17 protein-coding genes are annotated in these 16,450 nt (G+C 73.0%); 1 reads left to right on the forward strand and 16 read right to left on the reverse strand.

Features of this window, described 5'->3' with window-relative positions; translation table 11 throughout:
- Positions 1 to 17: 17 nt before the first annotated feature.
- From RB146_03575 to RB146_03650, 16 genes are all read right to left on the reverse strand, one after another.
- Positions 18 to 1,451, reverse strand: a complete 1,434-nt coding sequence (locus tag RB146_03575) for an amidohydrolase (GenBank protein MDQ7828061.1) — start codon at positions 1,449 to 1,451, stop codon at positions 18 to 20.
- 14 nt (positions 1,452 to 1,465) lie between these two features.
- The gene (locus tag RB146_03580; protein ID MDQ7828062.1) at positions 1,466 to 1,855 is read right to left on the reverse strand and encodes a VOC family protein; all 390 of its coding nucleotides are present in this window, start codon (positions 1,853 to 1,855) and stop codon (positions 1,466 to 1,468) included.
- A 3-nt stretch (positions 1,856 to 1,858) separates the two neighbouring features.
- On the reverse strand, positions 1,859 to 2,050 hold the full coding sequence (locus RB146_03585) for a 2-hydroxymuconate tautomerase (GenBank protein MDQ7828063.1): 192 nt from the start codon (positions 2,048 to 2,050) through the stop codon (positions 1,859 to 1,861).
- Entirely contained in the window at positions 2,038 to 2,901 is an 864-nt protein-coding gene (locus tag RB146_03590) for an ABC transporter ATP-binding protein (GenBank protein ID MDQ7828064.1), read from the reverse strand. Before RB146_03590 ends, RB146_03585 begins: the two co-directional genes overlap by 13 nt.
- Before the next feature lie 107 nt (positions 2,902 to 3,008).
- Complete coding sequence (locus RB146_03595; protein MDQ7828065.1) at positions 3,009 to 3,824, reverse strand: ABC transporter permease; 816 nt, start codon at positions 3,822 to 3,824, stop codon at positions 3,009 to 3,011.
- Between the two features lie 17 nt (positions 3,825 to 3,841).
- Complete coding sequence (locus RB146_03600; GenBank protein MDQ7828066.1) at positions 3,842 to 4,813, reverse strand: ABC transporter substrate-binding protein; 972 nt, start codon at positions 4,811 to 4,813, stop codon at positions 3,842 to 3,844.
- A gap of 68 nt (positions 4,814 to 4,881) precedes the next feature.
- Positions 4,882 to 5,676, reverse strand: coding sequence for a GntR family transcriptional regulator (locus RB146_03605; GenBank protein ID MDQ7828067.1), 795 nt, complete (start codon positions 5,674 to 5,676; stop codon positions 4,882 to 4,884).
- A gap of 166 nt (positions 5,677 to 5,842) precedes the next feature.
- On the reverse strand, positions 5,843 to 7,789 hold the full coding sequence (locus RB146_03610) for an ABC-ATPase domain-containing protein (GenBank protein ID MDQ7828068.1): 1,947 nt from the start codon (positions 7,787 to 7,789) through the stop codon (positions 5,843 to 5,845).
- Positions 7,790 to 7,799: 10 nt separating this feature from the next.
- Positions 7,800 to 8,993, reverse strand: coding sequence for a M20 family metallopeptidase (locus RB146_03615; GenBank protein ID MDQ7828069.1), 1,194 nt, complete (start codon positions 8,991 to 8,993; stop codon positions 7,800 to 7,802).
- Between the two features lie 20 nt (positions 8,994 to 9,013).
- Positions 9,014 to 10,393, reverse strand: a complete 1,380-nt coding sequence (locus RB146_03620; GenBank protein MDQ7828070.1) for a S41 family peptidase — start codon at positions 10,391 to 10,393, stop codon at positions 9,014 to 9,016.
- 130 nt (positions 10,394 to 10,523) lie between these two features.
- The gene (locus tag RB146_03625; protein ID MDQ7828071.1) at positions 10,524 to 11,246 is read right to left on the reverse strand and encodes a cytochrome c biogenesis protein CcdA; all 723 of its coding nucleotides are present in this window, start codon (positions 11,244 to 11,246) and stop codon (positions 10,524 to 10,526) included.
- Between the two features lie 138 nt (positions 11,247 to 11,384).
- Positions 11,385 to 12,158 carry an SAM-dependent chlorinase/fluorinase gene (locus tag RB146_03630; GenBank protein ID MDQ7828072.1) on the reverse strand — a complete coding sequence of 258 codons (774 nt, stop codon included), beginning with the start codon at positions 12,156 to 12,158 and terminating at the stop codon, positions 11,385 to 11,387.
- Positions 12,159 to 12,193: 35 nt separating this feature from the next.
- A complete protein-coding gene (locus RB146_03635; protein MDQ7828073.1) occupies positions 12,194 to 12,994 on the reverse strand; it encodes a DNA-formamidopyrimidine glycosylase family protein in 801 nt (266 codons plus the stop codon).
- Positions 12,995 to 12,996: 2 nt separating this feature from the next.
- Positions 12,997 to 13,863 (reverse strand): DNA-formamidopyrimidine glycosylase family protein, encoded by an 867-nt coding sequence (locus RB146_03640; protein MDQ7828074.1) that lies wholly within the window; start codon positions 13,861 to 13,863, stop codon positions 12,997 to 12,999.
- 21 nt (positions 13,864 to 13,884) lie between these two features.
- On the reverse strand, positions 13,885 to 14,541 hold the full coding sequence (locus tag RB146_03645) for an O-methyltransferase (GenBank protein ID MDQ7828075.1): 657 nt from the start codon (positions 14,539 to 14,541) through the stop codon (positions 13,885 to 13,887).
- A 265-nt stretch (positions 14,542 to 14,806) separates the two neighbouring features.
- Positions 14,807 to 15,037, reverse strand: coding sequence for a hypothetical protein (locus tag RB146_03650; protein ID MDQ7828076.1), 231 nt, complete (start codon positions 15,035 to 15,037; stop codon positions 14,807 to 14,809).
- 286 nt (positions 15,038 to 15,323) lie between these two features.
- Here RB146_03650 and RB146_03655 point away from each other — a divergent pair, with 286 nt between their 5' ends.
- A complete protein-coding gene (locus RB146_03655) occupies positions 15,324 to 16,373 on the forward strand; it encodes a S41 family peptidase (protein ID MDQ7828077.1) in 1,050 nt (349 codons plus the stop codon).
- The last annotated feature ends 77 nt before the right edge of the window (positions 16,374 to 16,450 follow it).

Below are 16,450 nucleotides of genomic sequence, written 5' to 3' on the forward strand. Positions count from 1 at the left end.
TAGCCAGCGCGCCCCGGTCAGTCATAGGCCGTGCTAACCGTGGGGGTGACCCCCGGGCGGATGCCGGCGCGTTCCACCACCCGACGGGCGTGCTCCCGCGCCAGGGCGTAGACCTCGTGCTCGTCCACCGTGAGGACCCGGCGGTCGCGCATGACCACCCGGCCGTCGATGATCACGGTGTGGACGGAGCTCACGCTGGCCGAATAGACCAGGGTCTGGATGGGGTCGCCGTAGGGGACCCAGTCGCACGCTTCGAGGGTGAAGAGCACCAGGTCGGCCCGCTTGCCCACCTCCACGGAGCCGATCTCATCATCCCACAGCAGGGCGCGGGCTCCGTCGATGGTGGCCATGCGTAGCGCCTGCCGCGCGCCGATGAGCGTGGGATCCATCCGGGCGTCCTTGAAGAGGCCGGCCGCCAGGTACATCTGGCGCATCATGTCCAGCGAGCCCGCCGCCGAGGGACCATCGCAGCCCAGGGCCACGGTGATCCCGGCCTGGAGCATCTCCGGGTACTTCCCGATGCGGGTGGCGCCCTTGGCCAGCTTGAGCGCGGTGCCCGGACAGAAGGCCACCTTGGTGCCGGCCTCGGCCAGGTAGGCGATCTCCTCGCTCCGCACGGCCACCACGTGGGCCAGAACCAGGTTGTCCTGCAGGGCGCCCCACTCGTGCAGCAGCGTGACCGGCCACTTCCCGGTCCGGCGCTCGCTGGCCTGCGCCTCCTCGATGGACGACGCGATGTGGTAGGTCGTCCCCACGCCGAGGCGTCGAGCCAGCGCCGGTGCTCCCGCATGGAGCTCCGGGGAGCAGGGCTCCTTCCCCTCGATGTTCACCCACACCCGGATGCGCCCCCCGCCGCTTCCGTGGTACTGCCGCACGCAGCGCTCCAGCTCGCCCAGCGCGGCCTCGGCACTGGGGAAGAAGTGGCGCTCGACCATCTCGGGAGTCCAGTGGGGCGGCAGCCGCTCAGGCAGGCGGTCGGCGGCGTGGCGCCCGGTCACCGCCCGCACGCCCACCCGCTCCAGGGCCCGTACGACGGCCCCCACGTCGCTCTGTGCCCCCATGTCCAGGGCGCAGGTGGTTCCGGTCTTGATCATCTCGATGCCGGCCAGCAGGGTGGCGACGTACTCGTCCTCGGCCCGCATGGCCGCGTAGACCGGCTTGGCCCAGTTGAAAACCCACGGGCGGGTCGACAGGGTGTCGACGAAGACGCCCCGGACCAGCTGCTCGGAGAAGTGGAGGTGGGCGTCGACCAGTCCGGGCATCACCAGGCGCCCGCGCCCGGGGATCACCTCGTCGAACGGCGTCTCGCCGTAGCGACGGTCGATCTCCTCCGTGGGGCCCAGGGCGGCGATCCGGCCGTCCTCCACCACGATGGAGTGCGCGGTGAGGACGCGGTCCTGGGGATCGACGGTGAGGACCACGTCGGCGTCGCGGATCAGCAGGCGTGCCATGGCTATGCCCGGCCTCATGCGGGGCCTTCGTCCCGCCACCGATCGTGCAGCTCGATGCGCGTCCCGTCGGGGTCGACGACGTAGATCGAGGTCCCGTACGCGGCGGTGGTCACCGGCCCCTCGGAGGGCAGCCCGGCCCGGAGGAGTCGCGCCCGCAGCGCGTCGAGGTCCCGGACGCGGAAGGCGATGTGGTCCACCAACCCCGGCCCGGCGGGGATGCCGGCCGGGCGGGCCGTCAGGCCGAGCCCCTGCTGCAGGACGACGAGGGGCCGGCCGTCGCGCAGCGTCCCGCGGTCCCGCACGGTGAAGCCCAGCACGTCGACGAAGAACCGCTCCGCCGCAGCCAGGTCCCCGACCTGCAGCAGCACGTGGCTGAGCCCCTCGGGACGAGAGGGCGCGGCCACCACCTACCGCTCCCGGTCCGACCCCAGGACCCCCGCCCGGGCCCAGTTGTGCCTGGGGACCTCGTGGATGATCACGTGGAGGTGATCCGCGCTGGCGCCAGCGTGGCGGACCATTGCCTCGGTGATCGCCGCCACGAGGCGGCGCTTCTGTTCCAGCGTCCGTCCTTCCCACATCTCCACCGTCACGACGGGCACGGCGTCACCCCCTTCTCGTCAGTGTGCTCGCGCACTCGGCCGGCCCCCCGGCCGCGGCCGGCCTCACCGGGCGGGCCCAGGAGGCCCTGGCTGCGGAACAGGTCGCGGATCCTCCGCACGGCGCTGTGGAAGGCGTCCTCCTCCCGCAGTGCGGGGGTCCGCGGCCGCCCCAGCGGGACCTCGACGGACTGGACCACGCGCCCGGGGCGCGGCGACATCACCACCACCCGGTCGGCCAGCAGGACCGCCTCCTCGATGGCATGGGTAACGAAGACCACGGTGTTCTGCCGGTCCTGCCACAACCCGAGGAGGTACGTCCCCAGTTCTTCGCGCGTAAAGGCGTCCAGCGCGGCAAAGGGTTCGTCCATGAGCAGGAGGGGCGGGTCGTGGATGAGGGCCCGGCAGAGGGCCACCCGCTGGCGCATGCCGCCGGAGAGCTCGTGCGGGTACCGGTGCTCGAACCCGGCCAGGCCCACGCGCTGCAGGAGCTGGCGGGCACGGTCGACGGCGGCGGCGCGGGAGAGGTTCTTGATCTCCGCGGGCAGGAGGACGTTGCCCAGGACGGTGCGCCACTCCAGCAAGGCGTCCCGCTGGAACACGACGCCCACGTCCGTGTAGGGGCGCGTCCGCACCTGGCCGTCGACGGCGATGGTCCCGCCGGTGGGAGGGATGAGCCCGGCGATCATCAGGAGCAACGTGCTCTTGCCGCACCCGCTGGGCCCGACCAACGCGACGAACTCTCCCGGCCGGACCGCCAGGCTCACCCCCTCGACGGCCAGGATATCCGCCCCGCGGGCGCGGTACCGCTTGGACACCCGCTCCAGGGCGATGCCGACGGCCTGTTGTGTCATGCCCAGTCCGGGACGCGTCTGGCCACGGGCGGCTACCCCTCACGCCCTCACGAACCGGTTGGTGCAGGAGTCTCCAGCGGCAGATACCGAGCCACCCTTCACCCCCATCACAGCGTCTCCCGGGCAGCCTCCAGCTGCTCCTCCCCCGGCCGCCAGCGGACCACCAGCCGTTCCAACACGCCGACGGCGTAGAAGAGCACGATGCCCAACGCCGACAGGACCGCGATGGTCGCAAAGAGCATCACCGTATCCAGATTGCTGTTGGCCTGGAGCTGGATGTACCCCAGCCCTTCGTTGGCGGCGATGTACTCCCCCACGATGGCGCCGACGACCGCGAGCGTAATGGCCACCTTCAGGCCCCCGAAGATGCTTGGCAGGGCCCGGGGGAGCCTCACCTTGAGGAAAACCTGCAGGGGGGTCGCCCCCAGGGACTGCGCCAGGTAGATGGTCTCGGGTTCCACCGAGCGCATCCCGATAACGGTGTTCACGACGATGGGGAAGAAGGCGATGAGGAAGGCGACCGCCACTTTGGAGAGCAGCCCGAACCCGAACCAGAGTACGAACAGCGGGGCCAGGGCGGTCTTGGGAATCGTCTGGAAAGCCACGATCACCGTGTAGCTCACCCGTTCGAAGACGCGCGAGTACACGATGCCGATGGCCACGGGGATGCCGACCAGGGTACTGGCGAGGAAGCCCAGCAGGATTTCCTGTGTCGTGGGCAGGGCATGGCGCAGGAAGAGGTCGTGGCGACTGACCAGCATCCCCGCCACCGCGGACGGCCGCGGGAGGACGAAGGCCGGCACCTGCAGGGCCCGGACACCCGCTTCCCACAGGAGCACACCGGCCAGCAGGACCCCCAGGGACGGACCGTGGGTCTGGAGCAGCCGCCCCGTGCTCTTCCCGACCCCGAGCCCGCGAGCCACTGGTTGCCCCGCGGATCTCAGTCGCCGACGAAGCGGTTCGTGAAGTACTCCGTGGGCGCCTTCACCTTCTGCAGCAGCCCCCCGCGCGCCAGGATCTCCACGGTCTTCCGCCACTCGTCCATGGAGTTCCAGCCCAGCGGCCGGCCTGCCACAGCGCGTGTCCGCACCAGCTCCAAGGTGAAGCTGATCTGCAGCGGTGTCGTCTCACGATCGAGGGCGTCCGGGAAGAGCCTCACCAGGATGTCGGAGGCCTCCACGGGGTGGCGCAGCGTGTACTCAAAGCCCTCGTTGGTCCCGGCCACCACGGCCCTGACTGTCTGCGGGTTCTGCTCCGCAAATCGCAGGCTGGTAACCAGTCCGTGGCCCAGGATGTTAAACCCGTGGTCGGCGACCCAGAGGAGGTTCAGGCGGCGCCCCGCCCGGACCTCCACGACCGGGACCTCGTTGGTGTAGAACGCCGACAGGACATCCAGGCGGCCCTGGAGGAACTGGGCCAGCCGGGCGCTGGGATCCAGGTTCACCAGCCGGACCTTGGACTCGTCGATGCCGTTAGCCCGGGCAAATGCCGGCCAGATCCGCTGGAAGGTATCCGCGGGCGAGGTGCCCACGCTTTTGCCCTCCAGGTCCCGCGGGGAGGCCAGGGGGCCAAACGACGCCAGGACCATGGGGCTCTTGCGAATGTAATTGGCCACCATGACGATCGGCATGTCCTGGGACACGCCCTGAGCCGTCTCGATGGCCCCCACGTAGGCGAACTCGTCGTTGCCATTGGCCAGCGCGGTCAGCGTGGGGCCGGCACCCGCCCCCTCGAGCACCCGCACGGAGACCCCGCGCTTGGTGTAGAAGCCCTTCTGCACAGCGACGAAGAGGGGCGCGAACTCCCCCTTGATCTTCCAGCTCAGGCGGATCGTCACCGTCGGTCGCGTCTGCGCCACGCTCGCGGCCGGGACGAACATGCCGCTCAGGAGGACCGTCACGACCGCCGCCAACCAAACCTTCCCCCACCGTGCCCTTCCTCGCCCTCGCATGGCCCACCCCCTCTGCTCCGCCGGGCCGTCTACCCCGACAGAGAGTCTCGGCCTCCGTCCGCCTCCCCGGTCATCGGCCCCTCGGTCCCCACGGACCGGTCCGCCGGCCCGTCTCCGCTGGCGCGCAGGGCCCGCACCGACGCCATCGTGGACTGCAGGTGTCTGGACATGCGCTCGGCCGCCTCCGTTGCGTTGCCGGCCTTGATCGCCTCGAGGATCAGACGGTGCTGCTCCACCGACTGCAGGGCGCGACCCGGGAGTGCCATCACCGCCCGCCGGTCGGCGAAGACGTAGTTGATCGAGCGCGAGAGGTAGACCAGGTAGGGGTTGCCGCCCAGGTCGGCGATGAGGCCGTGAAAGGCCAGGTCGATCTGCTCCAGGGCGACGATGTCCCGGCTGCGGGCGGCGACGGCCATCTCGGCCACGTTGGCCTCCAGTGCCGAGAGGTGCCGCCCCGCGTCCCCGGAGGCGTTGGCCACAGCCCGGGCGGCCAGGGCCGCCGCCTTCGTCTCCAGGACCTCTCTGACCTCAAGCAGAGCCAGGACATCGTCGCGGTGCGACTCCAGCCAGGGCAACCAGGCGGCCGGATCGCCGGCTCCGTCAGCGGTCGGTGACGCGACAACTGTCCCCCGCCCCTGGCGGACGTCGACCAGCCCGAGGGCCGACAGGATCTGGATCGCCTCCCGAACGGTGGATTGGCTCACGCCAAATCGGAGCGCCAGTTCCCTGACGGAAGGCAAGTGGGCCCCCGGACCCAGGCGGCCTTGGTGAATCAGCTCGCGGATCTGCTCGACCACCTGCTGCGCGGTGGTCTGCAGACGCACCGGGCGAAAGTCAACACTCATCCGTTTACCCGTTGGTCAGACCAATTCTAGCGCCTCATTACCGACATCGGCAATTCGAACACTTGTTCAATAAAGGTGGTATCTCACGGTGGGCCCCTCGGGGCCACCGCAATGCGGGTGACTCATACACCGTCCGTGGGAACGATCAGGTGTCGATCAAGCCCGGATCGCCAGCAGCGTCCGCCTGCCGCATCTCCGTGTCAGCTCCAACCGGCGCGTCAGCCTCCATCGGTGACGGCTGGCTCCGCCCTGACCCTGGTGGCGCGCCCAGCGGCATCGGGGGGGGCATGTGGCTGCCTGGGGAACGCCCTGCGTTTGCCCCCACCTCACCCGCGCCCGGCATCATGGGCTCCGCGGAGGGGGTGTCGGCTCCGCCTGCCTGTCGCACCACCAGCGTCCGCAGCCGGTTGATGGCTGCGGCCACCTCGAACCGCCGCGGCCGCGCGTAGTCGCCCGGGTGGCCCTCGAAGGTGGAGAGGACCTCGAGCCCGCGCCGGTCGATGTCCGCCATGAGCGCGTCCAGCACCTGGCTCAGCGTGCGGGTGCCGTCGAAGTACTCCTGCTCCAGGGCGTAGAAGATGGCGTCCCCGATGGCCCGGGTCTGGCTCTCGTCCACCACCTGCTCCACGGCGGAGAGGTCGATGACATCACGCCCGAAGACGATGGTCCGCAGCCCCCGGGCGTTCACCCGTACCCGCCGCCCCCGGTAGGGGTTGAACCCCTGCGGGAGGGGCAGACGCGGGCGGGGCGGGCCGAAGGGCCGTCCCTCCGGCACGCGCCGGTCCCCGTGCTCGGCCGCCAGCCGCCGGGCCTCCTCCGTCACCACCCGGGGCACGAAGTGGTCCATGAGGATGACCGTGTCGGCCACCCCCAAATAATCCCCCGACCCGCCGATCACCAGGATGGTGGAGACACCCAGGGCGTCGCGCAGGTGGCGCACCTGGTCGACGAAGGGGGTGATCGGCTCCAGCGCCTTCGGGACGAGCCGCTGCATCAGCTCGTCACGGATCATGAAGTTGGTGGCACAGGTGTCCTCGTCCATCAGGAGGACCTGCGCACCCACCTCGAGCGCCTCCATGATGTTGGCGGCCTGGGAGGTGCTGCCGCTGGCGTTGTCGGTGGAGAACGCGGTCGTCTCCACCCCGCCGGGCAGGGTGCCGATGAAGGGGCTGATGTCCACCCGGGCGATCCGGCGGCCGTCTTCAGCCCGGATCTTCACCGCCCCGGGGAGCGTGACGACGTACTCCCGCCCGTCGCCGGGGACGTGCGGGTAGACGCCGCGGACGAGGGCGCGGAGCAAGGTGGATTTCCCGTGAAAGCCGCCGCCGACAATCAGGGTGATCCCCCGCGGGATGCCCATGCCCGTGACCGGGCCACGGTTGGGCGCGTGCAGGGTGACGCGGAGCCCCTCCGGGGCGCGGAAGGGCACGGCACGGTGGGCGGGCAGGGGGAGCTCGGAGACGCCGCTCTCCCGCGGGAGGATGGCGCCCTCGGCGACCAAGGCGACGAGCCCGTGCTCGCGCAGGGCAGCCTGCAGGGCGGCGTGGTCCTCGGCGACCTCGACGTGCCGGCGGGCCGCCGCCCCATCGAGCCGCGACCAGTACAGGGCCGCCTCCAGCGCGCGCGGGAGCTCGTCGAAGAAGAGGGCTGTCGCGTCTTTGGGCAGCGGCCGGCGGCCCTCCGCGGGGAGCCCTGCCGCCAGTCGCACCTCCACGTACTCCTCCGTCAGCCGGACGGCGGTGCGCTCGAGGATCTCCTGCCCCCCGGCGTCCACCGTCACCTGCCCGGACCGGCCCGCGCCCCGACGCGGCCGGACATGCGCCCGCAGCGCCTCGGCCATGCGGCGCCCCAGGAAGTCCTCCAGGGCCACCCGTCGGACCCGCGTGGCCCACAGCTCCGGAGGGAGCTGGGCTTCGGCCATGTCGACCCGGATCCGGAGCAGGGAGGGCGGGGCGAAGGGGTCGGGCTGGACGTGGTCGATGTAGAGGACGTGGCGGGGGAAACGGTAGGCCCCCATCAGGGCCTTGTACGCTCCATAGCCCTTCCCCTCGATGGTCAGGAGCTTGTCGCGGAGGCGTTCCGCCGGCAGCATCCTCCGAGGGTCAGGACCGCCCCAGCAACCTGATGGCCACCTGGGCGTAGAAGGTCGCGGCGGTCATCACATCGTCCAGGTCGACGTACTCGTCCGACGCGTGGGCCAGCTCGGGGATGCCGGGGCCGAAGAGGATCGTCTCCACACCCCGCACGCTGAAGAAGCGGCCGTCGCTGGCCTGCTGGTAGCCCACCGGGCTGGGGTCCAGGCCCAGGGTGATGGCCGCCTCCTGGGCCGCCCGCACCAGCAGGGCCTCGGGAGAGGTCTCCACCGGCGGTCCCGTCTGAATGGGCTCGACGGTGACGTCCAGGTCCGGGTCCTCGTGCCGCAGGCGGGCGATCACGCGGTCGATCTCGGCCAGGGCCTCCTGCGGGCTCTCCTCCGGGAGGGTCCGGCGGTCGATGGTCGCCTCGCACCGGTCGGGCACGACATTCGTGGCGATGCCGCCGCGAATCGTCCCGAAGCTCAGTGAGGGCGGCGGCGTGAGCGGGTGGGTGCGCCGGGCCAGCGCCGTCCCGATCTCGGCGTCCAGCGCCGCCAGCACGCGGACCATCGAGCGGATGGCGTTCACGCCCGTCCAGGGCGTGGAGCCGTGCGCCGTGCGCCCCCGCGTGACCAGGCGGACCCAGAGCACGCCCTTCTCGGCGATGGCGATGCGGTTGTTGGTCACCTCCCCCACGATGACGCGGTCGGGGCGCAGGAAGCCGCGCGTGACCAGCATCTCCGTGCCGCGCGCTCCGCCCACCTCTTCGTCGCTGACGAGGGCGAGGAGCAGCGAACCGGCCAGCGGGACGGCCAGGCGCGCCAGCGTCTCCACCGCCACCACCATCGCCGCCGCACACCCCTTGGGGTCGCCGGCACCGAGCCCGTACAGCCGCGTGCCTACCAGCTGCGCGGCGAAGGGCGGGTGCCGCCACGCTCCAGGGTCGCCCGGGGGGACGGTGTCCAGGTGGGTGAGGAGGAGCAGCTCCGGCCGGCCGCGGCCGAGCCGCAGGAGCAGGTTGGGCTTCTTGGGCTCGTCGGCCAGAATCTGGAAGTCGAGGCCGGCGCTGCGCAGCCGGGACGCCACCAGGTCCACGGCGCGGCGCGTGTCCCCGGGCGGGTTGGTCGTGTCGGTGCGCACGAGCGCCCCCAGCAGCCCGCACAGCGTGGGCCGCTGTCGGGCGATCTCGGCCGTGACATCGGGGACGGTGACCTGGGCCATCGGACAGGGTGCCTCCGTGGCTAGGGTCGCGGGGACTGCGCCACCGTCGGTACCCGGCCGGCGGCCACCCGCTGCCGGGCGAGCTGCACCGCCCGGGCCAGCGGCGGGTCCACCCCCCGCTCCAGATCCTCGACGGTGAGCTCCAGGGTGACGTGCGGGGTCACGCCCTCGCGCTCCAGCCGGGCGCCCTTCGCCGAGCGCATCCGCAGGATCGTCACCGAGAGCGCCGAGCCGTCGGAGAGGCGGTAGAGCGTGCTCGCCTCCACGGCGCCGGCCGTCTTCGTCCCCACGATCAGGGCCCGCCCGTGCTCCTTCAACGCCGCGGCCAGCAGCTCGGCCGCCGACGCGCTGCCCTCGTCCACCAGGACCACCATCGGCACCGTCCGCGGCAGGAAGGCCGGCGCCCGGGTGCGCACGACCGTCGTCTGCCCGCCCCGCGTCGTCTCCTGGTAGATGGGGAGCCCCGCCGGGAGCAGCAGGTTCAGCGTCCCGCGCAGCTCGTGGAGGAAGCCGCCGCTGTTGCCGCGCACGTCCAGCACCAGCGCCCGCATCCCCTGCCCGAGCAGCCGCCCCAGCGCGGCCCGCATCTCCGCCGTCGTCCCCTCGACGAACTGGTAGAGCTGGACGTAGCCGATGCCGGGCTGGACCATCTCCGCGGCGAAGACGGAGGGCATCTCGATGGGCGCCCGCACCACGGTCACGACGAGCGGCGTGGGGCGGCCGGGACGCTGCAGGGTCAGCGTCACCGCCGTCCCCTCGGGACCGCGGATCAGGTTCACCACCTGGTCCACCTCCAGGCCGCTGGTGGAGACATCGCCGACGCGCAGGATGCGGTCGAACCGTCGCACGCCGGCGCGCTGGGCCGGGGTGTTGGGGATGACGTCCCGCACGTAGAAGCGCCCCTCGTTCGGCAGCAGCACGATGCCGACACCGGAGAAGAAGGCCTCGCGGCGCTGCTTGCGCAGGCGCTCGGTGTACTGCTCCGGCGTCATGAAGCCTGTGTGGGAGTCGTTGAAGGCGGCGGTCATCCCGCGGATGGCGGCGTAGGCCAGCGCCTGGGCCGAGAGCTTCCCCTGGACCGCCGCCTGTGCGGCGTCGAAGCGGGCGCGGAAAAGGCGGTCCGCCTCGCCGTCGGTGGTCCCCGGCGGCAGGGGCTCGAGGGTGACGGTCACGCCGGCCGCGGCCAGCGCCCGCTCCAGAGTGGTCAGCGCCGCGTTCAGCAGCCGCACGCGGTCGACCGGGTCGACGTAGTGCTGGTCGAGCACCCCGAGGGCCTCCAGGACCAGCCCGGCGTCGGCAGGTGCGGCCTGCCCCCGGCCGACATGCGGCGCCAGGAGCAGGCCCGCAGCCAGGACCACCCCGAGGGCCAGGACCTGCCACGGCGCAGCCCGTCGCTTCACGTCGCTCCTCCCATCAGCGCAGCCGCCTCCGCGCCGCGCACGGTCTCGACCCTCCCGCCCTCATCCCGCGGACGGCGCCGGTCCCGCACACCGCCGCCCGTCCACCGCCGCGCTCACGGTGCCAGCCCCCTCACAGCGCCGGCCGGAAGGGCAGCAGCCGGAAGAGCCAGGCGTTCACCGTATACACGAGGTCGGTCACCAGCGCCAGCCCCATGACCACCAGGAAGGCGCCGCTCAGCGCCGTCGTCGGTCCGGTCAGGCGGCGCAGGACGCCGAGCGTGTCGAACGCCAGGACGAGCGCCGCGGCGGTGACGAGGAACGGCACCCCCAGCCCGAGCGAGTAGGCGAAGAGCAACGTCGCGCCCGTCGCGGCATCCTGCTGCGTCGCCGCCAGCGTCAGCACCGCCGCCAGCACCGGCCCCACGCACGGCGTCCAGGCGAAGCCGAAGGCCATCCCCACGGGGATCGCCCCCAGCAGGCCAACGGGGCGGTGGGTCAGGCGGATGCGTCGCTCCCGCAGGAGGAACGGCGCACGGGTCAGCACCGCCACCCCCAGGAGGAGGACCACGGCCCCACCCACGCGGCTCAGCCAGACCCGGTTGGTCAGGACGAAGCCGCCGACCACCGAGGCCGACGCCCCCAGCGCCGTGAACACCAGGGCAAACCCCAGGACGAAGAGGGCCGTGGCGCTGAGCACGCGGGCCAGGTGACGGCGGCGCTCCCGCGGGTCCAGCGCGGGGAGCGCGACCCCCGAGACGAACGAGACGTAGCCGGGGATGAGGGGGACGATGCAGGGCGACAGGAACCCCAGCACGCCCGCCGCGAAGGCGACGAGGATGCCGACCTCAGCCACGTTCACACGCTCTCGAGCCCCTCTCCGCCTCGCCCCCAGCCTTCCCGCGCCATTCTAGCACCGCCACGCCGCTTCGCTCTGGCACCGGCGCTCCGCTCGTGCAACGGCGCTGGGGCCGCCGGTGTTCCTGGGTACGTGCTACGCCGGCTTCAGCCGCACCGGCGCGCCCGGCCCGAGACCTAGCACCGCCGCGGCGCTCCCCTCCCGGACCGCGACCTCCACGAGGCCGTCGCTGCCCGCCAGCACGAGGAGTTCTCCCGTCACCCCCTCGCCGTACGTCCGCCGCACCGCCACCTCCCGCGTGCTGCCCGGCGTCTCCAGGCGGAGGGCGCCGGCCCCGGGCAGCAGGGTCGCGGGGATGCTGGTGATCAGGTTCCCGAAGGGGTCGATGTAGAGGACCTCGCCGACCAGATCCTCCCCCTCCCGCCGCCCCACGGCCCAGGCGAGGTCGACGAGGTCCGTGACCGGCACGCCCAGGCGGTCGGGAAGTTCTCCCGCCAGCAGGCGGGCGGCGGCCGGGGCAAACAGGTCCCGCCCGTGGAACGTCGTGGAGGCACCCGGGAGCGCCACACCCGGGTCAAGGGTCCAGGCCTGCGGCCGCCCCAGACGGCGAGCCGCGGGGAGCAGCAGCCCGTTGTCCGGCCCGACGAAGAGGTGCCCCCCGCTGCGGACCACCAGCGGGCGGCGGGCGGTACCGACGCCGGGATCCACCACGGCCAGGTGGACCGTGCCCGGCGGGCAGAACGGCGCCACCGCGGCGAGCAGGTAGGCCCCCTGCCGGACGTCGTGGCGCGGCACGTCGTGGGTGATGTCCAGGAAGAGCGCCTCCACCCGCGCGGCCACGACGGCTTTCATCGCGGCCGGGTAGGGCGAGGCGGACCCGAAGTCGGAGAGCAGGGTGAGCAGCCGCATCCCGTGTCAGCCAGCCGACGCCCGGGAGCCGTGCATCACCGCTGGCAGGTGGGGCACCAGAACGACGGACGGCCGCCCAGGCGCCCCTGCCGGATCGGCGTGCCGTCGCGCGGGCAGGGCTGGCCGGCCCGCCCGTAGACCGCCAGCGGGAACCGCCCGTGCCGTCCGCGGGCGTCGACGAAGTCCGGCTCGCCGCCCAGGCGGACGGCTTCGCGCAGCACGGTGCGCACTGCGTCGTAGAGCGCCGCCCGCTCGGCCTCACCGAGGGACTCCACCGGCCGGTGGGGCGCCAGGCCGGCCCGGTGGGCGATTTCGTGAGCCCAGAGGTTGCCGATCCCGGCAACGCGCGCCTGGTCGGTGAGGACCGTCCAGACGGCGCCCCGGGCCCCCGCCAGGCGCGCCTCGAAGGCGGAGCGCGTGAAGGCGCGGCTCAGCGGGTCGATCCCCAGCTCCTCGACGCCGGGCACCTCGTGGTCCCGCAGCCGCACCAGGTGGATCTCGCTGAGCTGCAGCTCCCGGAACTCAAGGGCGCTGCCGTCATCGAAGGTGAGGAGGAGCGCGGTCTCCCGGTCGGGAGCGGGAGGGCGCCGGTGGAGCCGCACCGCGCCCCAGAGTTTGAAGTGGAAGCGCAGCGCGTGCCCGTCCACACGCAAGACGAGCGACTTCCCCAGCCGTTCCAGGCGCTCCACGCGCTTCCCGCGCAGCGCCCGCGCCAGGGCGGGGGCAGTGTGGGTGCGCACCGCCACCGGCCGCAACACCTCCACCGCGGTGATGCGCCGGCCCAGGATGGGGCGCAGGGTGCGGCGGGCGGTCTCGACCTCGGGCAGCTCGGGCACGGCTAGCGCAGGAGGCGGGAGAGGCGGCGGTCGGCGTAGACCTTGCCGCCGGTCTGGCAGGTCGGACAGTAGGTCGTCTCGTGCTCGGCGTAGTAGACGGCGGCAAGGAGCGTCCCGCAACGCGGGCAGGGCTCGCGGGCGTGGCGGTGGACGCGCAGCAGGTCGAGCGGCTCGCGCTGCGGCCAGGTGCCGGCGAAGCGGCGGCGGTGCGCCTCCACCGCCCGGTCGAGCACGATGCGGACGGCCTCGTAGAGGCGGCGGCGGGCTGCGTCATCCAGCGTGGCGGTGATGGCGAAGGGGGAGCAGCGGGCCTCCCAGAGGATCTCGTCGGCATAGGCGTTGCCGATGCCGGCCAGGAACGTCTGCGTGGTGAGGAAGCGCTTGGCCTGGGTGCGCGCCCGGTCCAGGAGGGCGTCCAGCACGTCGGGAGTGAAGGCCGCCTCCAGCGGCTCCACGCCCAACGCCGCGACCGGCTCGAGGCGCTCCGCCTCGGCGGTGGGGCGCACCCACAGCCCCGCCCGCTTCCTGGGGCCCGGCTCGACCAGGCGCACCTCTTCGCCGCCGTCCAGCCGCAGCACGAGGGCGACGTCGCGCGCCGGCCGGCGCGCGCCCGGGGCGAGCAGCAGACGGCCATCGCGCTTCAGGTGGAGGATCAGGGTCAGTCCCCCGCTCAGGTCGAGGAGGAGGAGCTTCCCGCGGCGGCGCGCGGCCTCCACGCGGCGGGGCGGCACGGCCGCGACGCTGCCGAGCGGCGGCTCCACGGTCTTGAGCAGGGAGGGGGCCAGGACGTGGACGCCGGTGACGGGGCGGCCGACGACCTTCGCCCTGAGCGTCTCCACCAGGACCTGCACGAAGGGCAGCTCAGGCATGGCGCGCGGCCGCCGCCTCCCTCACCGGCGCAGGCTGAGCGTCACCCCGTCGTGCAGCGGCAGGATCACGGAGAGGAGCGCGGGATCGCTGAAGGCGCGCGCGTTGTAGGCGCGGACGCCCTCCCGGGCCTCCTCGTCCCAGAACCCCGGGCCCGAGCCGGGGATGACCTCTCCCCCGAGGAGGGCGTTGTCCGCCAGGATGAGGCCGCCCGGCGTGGTCAGGCGCAGGGCGTGCTCGAGGTAGGCGGGGTACTCGGCCTTCACCGCATCCAGGAAGATCAGGCCGAAGCCGGGGTCCAGCTGGGGCAGCACGTCCAGGGCGGCACCCACGCGCACCTCCACCACCTCCGCCAGCCCCGCCTCCGCCAGATTGCGCCGCGCCCGCGCCGCCATGGACTCGCGCAGCTCCACGGTGAGCAGCCGGCCGCCCGTCTCGCGCAGCGCGCGGCCCATCCAGATGGCGGCGTACCCGATGGCGGTGCCCACCTCCAGGGCCCGCGCCGGGCGGGTCGCCCCGATCAGGGCCGCCAGGAGGTGGCCGACGTGGGGGCCGGAGATGGGGATGCGCTCCTCGCGCGCCTGGGCCTCCAGATCGGCCAGCAACGGGTCGCGTGGAGGCAGCAGGCCATCGAGGTAGGCGTTGAGTCGCGCTTCGAGCACGTCCGGCATGCGCGCCATACGGCAGCCTCACGCCCGCACGATTGGGGCGTCACCGGAAGGCGGCACCCCTGGGGGGACGGCACTACGGTAGCGCGGCCGGTCGTACCCGTACAGCCACGGGAACGATAGTGGAGAAGCGAGGGGGGGTGGAGGAGCGCCCGGACACCCACCCCATCGCCGGGGCCGCGACCCGGCCACCGGCCAGGTCGCGGTGAAGGAGGCAACGGGACCCGGCACCCGCAGGAGGTGCCGGGCTCGCCTCCACGCCCGGGCCTGCTCTTGCCTAACGCCCGGCCTGCTGGCGGACGATCCGCTCCGCCTCGGCCCGGCTGATCCAGTTGCCCGTCTGCTGGAAGACCAGCCAGCGCAGGTAGCCCGGCAGCGACATGTACATCGTCTGCTGGCTGAACGGCTCCAGCGTGCTGACGTTGGGCACCTGCTGCGCGGCGGCCCCCTGCACCAGCAGGGCGCCCACGACGAGCGCCGCGAGGACAAGGGACGCCAGGACTCGCATGGCGCACACCTCCCTGGATTCTGGCATCGGGTCGGGCGGTCCGCCCCAGGCGGCCCGCCCGGAGAAGAGTTTCCCCCGCCCCGGGGACCGGCTAACTCCTCCGCCCGACAGAGGGGCCGGAGCGGATCGGACAGAGGAGTTCCCCCGAACCGCCATCGAGACAGCCGGGAAGTGGCCGCAGGGTGCATGGAGGCTGCGGGGCCGACGGCTGGCAGGGGGCAGGGGCGCGGCGATGAAGCAGGCCCCGACGACTGGCAGGGGCGCGGCGGCGGGCAGGCGAAGAGTGATGCGACCGAGAGCGATGTCCCGCTGCTACTGCGTCGTCGCGCTCCTCGTCGTCGCCGCGCTCGCGCTCCCCGACCCGACCGCCGCCGCCGAGGCCCAGACCGCCCTGGCCGCGGTCCTGGGAGCCTACCACCGTCTCCACGACGAGCACCTGCAGCCGCTTGGCCCCGAGGTCCTGCTCACCCGCGCGCTGGCCGCAGCCTTCCGCCAGGTCAGGGTGGGGCGTCCCGTCCCGTCACCGGTGGTGGCCGACGTCGGCGAGGCGGGGCGTCCGGCAGGCGCCTTTGACCTGCGCGGCGACGAGGCCCGGGACCTGCAGCGGTTCCAGCAGGTCTTCCTGCTGGCCCTGGCGGGCGCGCCCCACCTCCCACCGTTGGTGGTGGGGCACGCGGCGATCCGCGGGATGACGCAGGCGTACCATGATCCCTACACCCGGCTGCTGGACGAGGACGGGGCTGCGGGGCCGCCGGTCCCCGGACGGACGGCCGTCACTGTCCGCGCCCTCGACGGCGGGCTGGCGCACCTGGTCGTGCCGACCCTGGCGGGGGCCGTGCCGCGTCAGGCCCTGCAGGCCATCACCGCGCTGCAGGCCCGCGGGACGCGAGGGCTGATCCTCGACCTGCGCGGCAACGGCGGAGGACCGGTCCTGGGCGCCATGCTGCTGGCCGGCCCGTTCCTGCCCTCCGGGCCCGTGGCGCGGGCGCGCTACCGCAGCGGGCGGACCGTCCCCTACCCTGTCCTGCCGGCGCGGCGGTTCGAGGGCGGCGTGGCGGTCCTGGTCGACGGGGGCACGGCGTCGGCGGCGGAGATCCTGGCCGCGGCGCTACAGGAGGAGGGCATCCCGCTGGTGGGCCGGCGGACGTACGGCAAGGCGCTGGTGCAGAGCGTGTGGCGCCTCCCCGACGGGGCGATCCTGCAGTACACGACTGCGCGCGTCCTCACCCCGCAGGGGCGGGACCTGGGCGATCACGGGCTCGCCCCCGACGTAGCGGTGGCCCGGGGTGAGGACCCGCTGGCCGCCGCGGCCGCGCTGCTGCGGGCGCGGCCCTGAGGGCTGAGGCCATACAGCGCGGTGTACTGCCTGAGGCCATACAGCGCGTTGCGTTCCCTCCCGGGGTGTGCTAGACT

This window comes from Armatimonadota bacterium, from assembly GCA_031081585.1.
Taxonomy (GTDB): domain Bacteria; phylum Sysuimicrobiota; class Sysuimicrobiia; order Sysuimicrobiales; family Humicultoraceae; genus Geohabitans; species Geohabitans tengchongensis.